Genomic DNA, 6,678 nt, shown 5'->3' on the forward strand with positions numbered 1-6,678 from the left:
ACATATAGCATCTAATTTAGCTAGGCTGAGAACGTTTTGTAATACTGCTTACCCTGAAGCTGTTAAGAGTGTAGCAGATGAAACTATATGTTTTATTGAATGGACAGTAGCAGAAATTGAACCAGAATATGCCGAGGAATTGGTTAACATTCAAGTTCAACTAGCAAGATGGAAGATAAAGTTTGATAGTCTTTGGTCTGATGAGAGCGAACGCACGAATATGTCTGAGCAAGCTAGTATTTGGTCAGGACGAGTATTAGATATGTCAGGGTTATTGTCCGAATCTGCCTGAATCTGCCATTGTTTCCAAAATGTCAGGTAACATTTCATCAAAAACCTGAGATTGCGCGATGGGGTTGATAATCGCAGACATAGTTTATAGGACAGATTACATCAAAACCCACAGAGCGCGATCGCACTTGTCCAGTCATCAAAGTACATTCCCAAGCGGTTACTATTCTAGTTCAGCAGATGGAGCATGAGAAAGGGGAGGTTAGGGAAATATTGCGGGTGTTGGGAGCTTTGACAAATATTTTACTCAATGCCCTTTACAACTTCTTAAAATACCTAGCAACTGGGAACAATCCAAAACCCAGTTTTTCATAGGTACAACGTGCTGGTGCATGACCAGGATCACCTCCAGTTTCGACCATAGCAATGGAAATTCCCGTCGCTTTCATCCAATTAAGAGCAAAGTCTATCAGAGCAGAACCAACGCCTTGACGTTGATAATCAGGATCAACAGCAATCATCTAGATTTCTCCCATACTACTTTGTGAGTGGAGTTTCACGGCTACAAAACCTACGATTAAATCAGAAATAATGGCAACCCACACCCTCATGTCTGCTGTAGTACAGACGGACTCGACAGCACTAAGTTGTCCCAGTTGCCAACCATCAGGATAGAATGATTGGTACACATCAATATCCATTGCGTTTTGAATCGAATCGAAGACCGGACTCCAGGCCCGAAGTGAAAGACTTTTGATGGTATCAAGTTGACTATCTTGGTATGGTTCAATTCGCATAGAGTGTTATGTATTTACAACATAATACATATATAATACGATAAATCCTTTTGTTTTGTTTGCATTGTAAGCTTTGGAAGCTGATAGGTTCTACAATTTACACAAGGTAAGCGAAGCAACTAACGAAACAACAGCGCAATGCTTGACTTAAGCAAAATACAATTAAGAGACTATTTATAAAGTAAATCTTTAGACGACAAGACGACGCAACATAATCCGAGTCATGACAGCATATATAGCAGCTTCACTCATTTCGGGTAGGCGCTCATAATCTTTGTTGAGACGATGATATTGGTTAAACCACCCAAATGTTCTTTCGACTACCCAACGTTTCGGTAAAACCTGAAATTCTGACTCGGTACGCCGTATGACTTCAACATGAGCTTGGATCATCAACCAAACACAAAGAGCAAACTTATCACCGTCATAACCGGAATCAACCCATAAAACTTCAACTTTCTCAAGTAATTCAGGACGCTCCTCTAACAATTCCATCAAAGCATAGGCAGCAAGCACTCGCTCTGGGGCATTTGCTTCACTTACAACCACTTTCAACAATAATCCCAGGCTATCAACCAAAGTCTGTCGCTTTCGCCCTTTTACCTTTTTACCGCCATCAAAACCGTACACATCCCCCTTTTTTGGTCAGTTTTAACTGACTGACTGTCTGCGGCGAGGGCGCTGGGTTGTGTTGATTTACCTAATTTTAAGCGAACCTGACCGCGTAATGAATGGTTTAATTTTTCCCATACCCCTTTGCGCTGCCATTTGCGGTAGTAGTTGTATACAGTTGAGCTGGGCGGGAAGTCTCCCGGAAGCATATTCCATTGGCATCCTGTCTTCAGGTGATAGTAGATAGCGTTGCATACCTCCCGCATATCAGTTGTGCGCGGGTGTCCTCCTTCTTTCGCTGGTGGAATCAAGGGGGCTAGGATTTCCCACTCCATATCTGTTAAGTCTGTGGGGTAAGACTTTCACGCCATACCTAACTATGTAAATACACTACGTTTAATGTATCTTATCGTTGTCAGAACTCTTTTCTTTTCGCTTTTAGATTTACTTTATAAATAGCCTCTAAACTTAAATATTAAAAGTATAACAACATCAACTATGGTATTTGCCATATAACTTAGAGCATAGACATTTATAAAAGCATTATAGGAAGATGCTTACAAGCGAATTTTTTATCGCTTTCTCTTGCCTTACCAATACCTTGCATCTTCTACAAAAAGATATTTGGGATCAAATTAATTTAAAAATATGTCTCAAGGTAGATATATTTTGTCGCTGATACTCAATGGAACTTACAAAGTTTTAAACTCTATGATGCACTACATTTTTATTAGAAATATAAATTTTATTAATATCAAAATATCTAGCTTAAATTACTAAATAATATTAAGATAATATGAAAGTAAGCTGCTAATAGCTGCTTGTAACAATTGTACGTCATTAGCTCAGGTAAATTGAAAAGTTACCGCTTTTCCCTTACCTTTTCGGTTTACCCTGTCAAACAAACTTGGCAAACTATCAGGTATCAAATAATAATGTTAAAACGTCGCACAATACTAGCCAGTCTAGCTGCGCTTGGCTTTATTTTGGCTGTGAGTACGCAAGTTTATGGTACAACGGCTACCGGGCCGAACGCTTGGGAGACTGTATACAATAATGCAGTTGCCCACGCAACGACGACAATTCCACAAAGCTCACTTCTTGGTATTATTACTGGTCTGATAGATGACTTGGTAACATTTCTCAACGTTTATCACTTGTTGAACGGATTTTGGGCTGGTTAATTCTCTGTCTTATAACCAAGTAAGAAAGAGTTGAAAAGGGGAATTATGGCAATATGATTTTTTGCTAATTCCTCAGATTGGCCTGGAGTTTCGCTGACTATAGGCGACGCTGAATTGTATCTTTTCCTCGTTAACACAAATTATTCCGCAAATAAATACTTCATAGCTCGTGAGGAGCCTTCTTTTAATGTTCAAACCTCGCACAATTTTTAGTGCCTTTACTGCAATTATCCTTGCGTTTGTCCTAGTTATACAGGTAGATGCACAACCAGCCCTTGCAAGCCTTGCTTCGTGTAGTCCAACGGCAGTTAACCGACCTATATGTCCCAGTACAGCAGCCCCAGCATCAGCTAATTTTATTGACCCAGCTGCGATAATTACCAATCCCGCAAATATTACCTTGGAGGGAAAAGTCTACGTTGCACCATTTGCTCGGTTAAATGCTACTAATGGCCCCATCATTATCCGTGAAGGATCCAACGTCCAAGACCAAGTGAGCATTACACCTTCAGTAACGGGGGCAACTATTGGTGAGCGAGTCATCCTGGCACACTTGGCCACTGTCAAAGGTACAGCCAAAATCGGTCTTACTGGCTCAACTGGGCCTTTTACTGACCCCGTGAGCGGTGTTCAGTTTAGCAACACTCAGCCAGAGACATTCATCGCCTTCAACGCTGAAGTAGACGGTGCAACTATAGAGTTCAACACAGTAGTCAATTTTCTCTCGCGGGTCGGCCCTGGTGTTACCTTACCCTCTGGTAAAGTTGTCCTCCCAGGTAAAAATGTTACTAGTAACATAGAAGCTACTAGTGGCAGTTTGGGGAAGGTGTCTAACCTGACACAAGCCGATGTTGCATTGATGCAGGGTGTAATTGCAGTTAATCAGTCATTGGCCCAAGGTTATACACAATTAGCCGTAGCCAATCCGTCAAATGTCACAGGGATAAATTTCAGTCCATCCACCCCTAATAACCCAACACCAAGTTTGCCAACCATAGGTGGGGTTACTACTCAAGATCCCAACTACCCTAACCGCATCATCGGCAATGTGATTCTGCAAGATTCTCTCGCAGCCTTAAACCAGAAATTAGGTAATAGAATTTCCATCCGTGCTGATGAGGGTCAACCTTTTAACATTGGGATACTTGCCGGTGTAGCAAACGATGTTGTCTTTCATGGTTTAGCGACAACTAATCTGACTATTGGTAATGGAAATGGTTATGGGCCCCGTGTTCTAGTTCATGGTGGTAGGCAGGTTGTCAATGGTGTTGATAGTGGCCCGGAAACTAAGCTAGGTGATGACGTAGGGTTAGCACCTGACGTTGTTATATTCCGTGCAGAAATTGGTAACAAATCAGCCGTGGGAAGAAAAAGCGGTGTCTTCAATTCCACACTACCTTCTAGAACGCATATCCGTTCAAGAACTATCTATGCCGATAACGGCAACCTTATTTCAAAGGTAGAGTGGTAATCATACCAATTCGTAATTTGTAATTTAATGAGGCTTAGATGTAGCAGGATTGTCTTTTGCTGCATCTGATGCCTAATTTTGAAGAATCGGGTTAAGCATTTAAGTTTTGCATGACTATGAATTTTAAAATCCTCCCCCTAGTGCCTTCACGATGCCTACGATTGGTTGTGCTTCTCACTTTGATATTCGGACTGATGCTAGGTCTTGATGTCGGTTCATCTATAGCTGCACAACAGGTTGAGCAACCTGGATATATAGAATCTGTTAATTCCCAGTCGCTGCAAGTCTTACAACCTCCAGTTACTGGATTCGTTTCTACCTTGTCGGATGAGGTTAAGGAATCAACAACAAATTTGATTAACTGGTCAACCTACTGGAATCTTTGCTGGGAACCTTATCCAGGGGCTAAAGAGTACGAACTGCAAAAGGTGCTGGTGGATGGTGAGTCTCCAGATTTACAACGTCAAAGCGATCGCTGTTTTCATCTCCAAGCTGCATCAAACGAAAACCTCAAATCACAAGGCTTACTCAACCGAGATTTAATCTTATTAGTACATAAAACTCAGCTTGCTTATCGAGTCCGAGCCGTTCTAGATGATAACCGCGTCAGTGAATGGTCTACAGTCATGGCAGTTGGTGCAACTACTGAACCTGAATCGAATGCTACTTCCATCAGTGTAAATCCTTCATAGTCAGGACTTAGGCACAGGTTTGGGAGTAAGGGTATAGGGGAAATGGTGTTCTAAATCCTTACACTTCTATACTCCTATACCGAATGGCACTAAGAAAAGCGGAAATGCTTATCAATTAAGCAGTCTGCAATTGTTTACGTAATTCTTGCCGAGGCTTAGTCAATCTGGGGTACAGGGCGAACGCATCTAAATATAGTACATAGCTACTAAAGAAGAGATAAAGGCAGCAAACACTACGGTGGGGATACCGTTGGCGAAATATTTAACATAAAAACGGCGAATTATCCGTGTAATACACGGAGAGCTATAACGCTCCTCTCCATGTATTACACCGAAACAAGAAAACTAATTTAGTTGTTTAAGGAATTCGCCAACGGTATCCGGTGGTGGGAACGCCATCGCTGATGATATGGAGGTTGAGCAATGAGGGTTTGATGGTAAAGTCATGGTAAAAATAGTCATATTGCCCAAGGACGTGAAGCTCAAGCCCAAAATCACAATTGCTGACCATTTTGCTGTGATGTCAGACCCACGAATAGATCGTACAAAACGACATAAATTGATTGACATGTTGATCATTGCTTTGTGTGCAGTGATCTGTGGAGCAGAGAGTTGGGTGGCAATTGAACTATATGGTTGCACGAAATATGAATGGTTAAAAACGTTTTTAGAGTTACCAAATGGTATTCCGTCACACGATACATTTGCGAGAGTCTTTGCACGGTTAAACCCCCAACAGTTCCAAGAATGTTTTCTGTCATGGATGAGATCAATACAGAAGGTGACATCAGGGGAGATAGTAGCAATTGAGGGAAAAACTTTATGTGGTTCTAACGATAAAGCATCTGGACAAAGTGCGATTGAAATAGTTAGTGCATGGGCGACGACAAATAGATTGGTATTAGGTCAGGTAAAAGTAGATTCTAACTCAAATGAAATTACAGCAATTCCAGAGTTATTAAAGGTACTAGAACTGTCTGGATGTATTGTGACAATAGATGCAATAGGCTGTCAAAAAAATATTGTGAAGTTAATCGCCCAGAAAGATGCAGACTATGTAATAACCTTAAAAAAGAATCAAGGGAATCTGTATGATGAAGTAGAGACACTAATCGAGGAAGGAAGAAGAACAGGCTTCCAAGGATTAAAGCATAGCACGTATAAAACAGAGGAATTTGGGCATGGTCGCCACGAAATACGTCATTATCTAATGTTATCTAATATCCAAGAAAAGCTTGACCCAGATTCAGCTTGGGAAAAATTAAATAGCATAGGTATGGTGGAGTCTGTACGGGAAATAGATGGCAAGACAACAGTAGAAACCCGTTATTTTATTAGTAGCCTGGAGGATAATGCCCAGAAGTTTGCTAATTCTATTCGCAGCCATTGGGGAATTGAAAATTCACTACATTGGATCTTGGATGTAGCATTAAACGAAGATGACTGTCGCATAAGAAAAGATAACGCACCACAAAATTTTGCAGTGCTGCGCCACATTGCAGTTAATCTTTTAGGTAAAGAGAAACGGGTGAAAGTAGGAGTAAAAAATAAACAATTCCTAGCGGCAATGGATAATCATAGGACTTACGCATTGACAAAAAATTTCATTCATGTGTACTAAGCAACACAAGTATGGGTAAGATTTTCTACAATGTAATCACGCAAAACTAAAGTGAATAAGTTCCTTTGCA

The 6,678-nt window shown here is 40.9% G+C and carries 9 protein-coding genes; 5 read left to right on the forward strand and 4 right to left on the reverse strand.

Annotated features, from left to right (window positions below):
- On the forward strand, positions 1-292 hold a 292-nt coding region (locus H6G14_RS32525; protein ID WP_190573055.1), incomplete at its 5' end, for a hypothetical protein.
- A 256-nt stretch (positions 293-548) separates the two neighbouring features.
- On the opposite strand, the gene H6G14_RS33910 is transcribed toward H6G14_RS32525, so the two are convergent.
- The 3 genes from H6G14_RS33910 to H6G14_RS32535 all read right to left on the reverse strand — a co-directional run bounded on the left by H6G14_RS33910 (position 549) and on the right by H6G14_RS32535 (position 1,975).
- Complete coding sequence (locus H6G14_RS33910; protein ID WP_242054337.1) at positions 549-752, reverse strand: GNAT family N-acetyltransferase; 204 nt, start codon at positions 750-752, stop codon at positions 549-551.
- Positions 753-1,028, reverse strand: a complete 276-nt coding sequence (locus tag H6G14_RS33915; RefSeq protein ID WP_242054339.1) for a hypothetical protein — start codon at positions 1,026-1,028, stop codon at positions 753-755. It lies immediately after the preceding gene.
- Between the two features lie 189 nt (positions 1,029-1,217).
- Positions 1,218-1,975, reverse strand: a protein-coding gene (locus H6G14_RS32535; protein WP_242054341.1) for an IS5 family transposase whose coding sequence is annotated in 2 segments (ribosomal slippage) — positions 1,218-1,672 and positions 1,672-1,975 — 759 coding nt in all. Because the reading frame shifts where the segments join, the coding sequence is not laid out codon by codon here.
- Positions 1,976-2,575: 600 nt separating this feature from the next.
- Here H6G14_RS32535 and H6G14_RS32540 point away from each other — a divergent pair.
- From H6G14_RS32540 to H6G14_RS32550, 3 genes are all read left to right on the forward strand, one after another.
- Positions 2,576-2,824 (forward strand): hypothetical protein, encoded by a 249-nt coding sequence (locus H6G14_RS32540; protein ID WP_190573056.1) that lies wholly within the window; start codon positions 2,576-2,578, stop codon positions 2,822-2,824.
- 187 nt (positions 2,825-3,011) lie between these two features.
- Positions 3,012-4,295 carry an LbetaH domain-containing protein gene (locus H6G14_RS32545; protein ID WP_190573058.1) on the forward strand — a complete coding sequence of 428 codons (1,284 nt, stop codon included), beginning with the start codon at positions 3,012-3,014 and terminating at the stop codon, positions 4,293-4,295.
- A 194-nt stretch (positions 4,296-4,489) separates the two neighbouring features.
- Positions 4,490-4,987, forward strand: coding sequence for a hypothetical protein (locus H6G14_RS32550; RefSeq protein ID WP_242054343.1), 498 nt, complete (start codon positions 4,490-4,492; stop codon positions 4,985-4,987).
- A 358-nt stretch (positions 4,988-5,345) separates the two neighbouring features.
- On the opposite strand, the gene H6G14_RS32555 is transcribed toward H6G14_RS32550, so the two are convergent.
- Complete coding sequence (locus tag H6G14_RS32555) at positions 5,346-5,498, reverse strand: hypothetical protein (RefSeq protein ID WP_190573063.1); 153 nt, start codon at positions 5,496-5,498, stop codon at positions 5,346-5,348.
- Between H6G14_RS32555 and H6G14_RS32560 the strand changes: the two genes are divergently transcribed.
- Positions 5,463-6,608: an ISAs1 family transposase gene (locus H6G14_RS32560; RefSeq protein WP_190573062.1), complete on the forward strand. Its 1,146-nt coding sequence runs from the start codon at positions 5,463-5,465 to the stop codon at positions 6,606-6,608. The genes H6G14_RS32555 and H6G14_RS32560 overlap by 36 nt on opposite strands.
- The last annotated feature ends 70 nt before the right edge of the window (positions 6,609-6,678 follow it).

Origin of the sequence: Nostoc parmelioides FACHB-3921, assembly GCF_014696625.1 — a bacterium.
Classification (GTDB): Bacteria; Cyanobacteriota; Cyanobacteriia; order Cyanobacteriales; family Nostocaceae; genus Trichormus; species Trichormus parmelioides.

Excerpts from the sequence above, each read along its gene's own strand:
- H6G14_RS32555 (WP_190573063.1), bottom strand. The coding sequence starts at position 5,498 with ATGGTCAGCAATTGTGATTTTGGGCTTGAGCTTCACGTCCTTGGGCAA.
- H6G14_RS32550 (WP_242054343.1), top strand. The coding sequence starts at position 4,490 with ATGCTAGGTCTTGATGTCGGTTCATCTATAGCTGCACAACAGGTTGAG.
- H6G14_RS33910 (WP_242054337.1), bottom strand. The coding sequence starts at position 752 with ATGATTGCTGTTGATCCTGATTATCAACGTCAAGGCGTTGGTTCTGCT.
- H6G14_RS32540 (WP_190573056.1), top strand. The coding sequence starts at position 2,576 with ATGTTAAAACGTCGCACAATACTAGCCAGTCTAGCTGCGCTTGGCTTT.
- H6G14_RS33915 (WP_242054339.1), bottom strand. The coding sequence starts at position 1,028 with ATGCGAATTGAACCATACCAAGATAGTCAACTTGATACCATCAAAAGT.
- H6G14_RS32545 (WP_190573058.1), top strand. The coding sequence starts at position 3,012 with ATGTTCAAACCTCGCACAATTTTTAGTGCCTTTACTGCAATTATCCTT.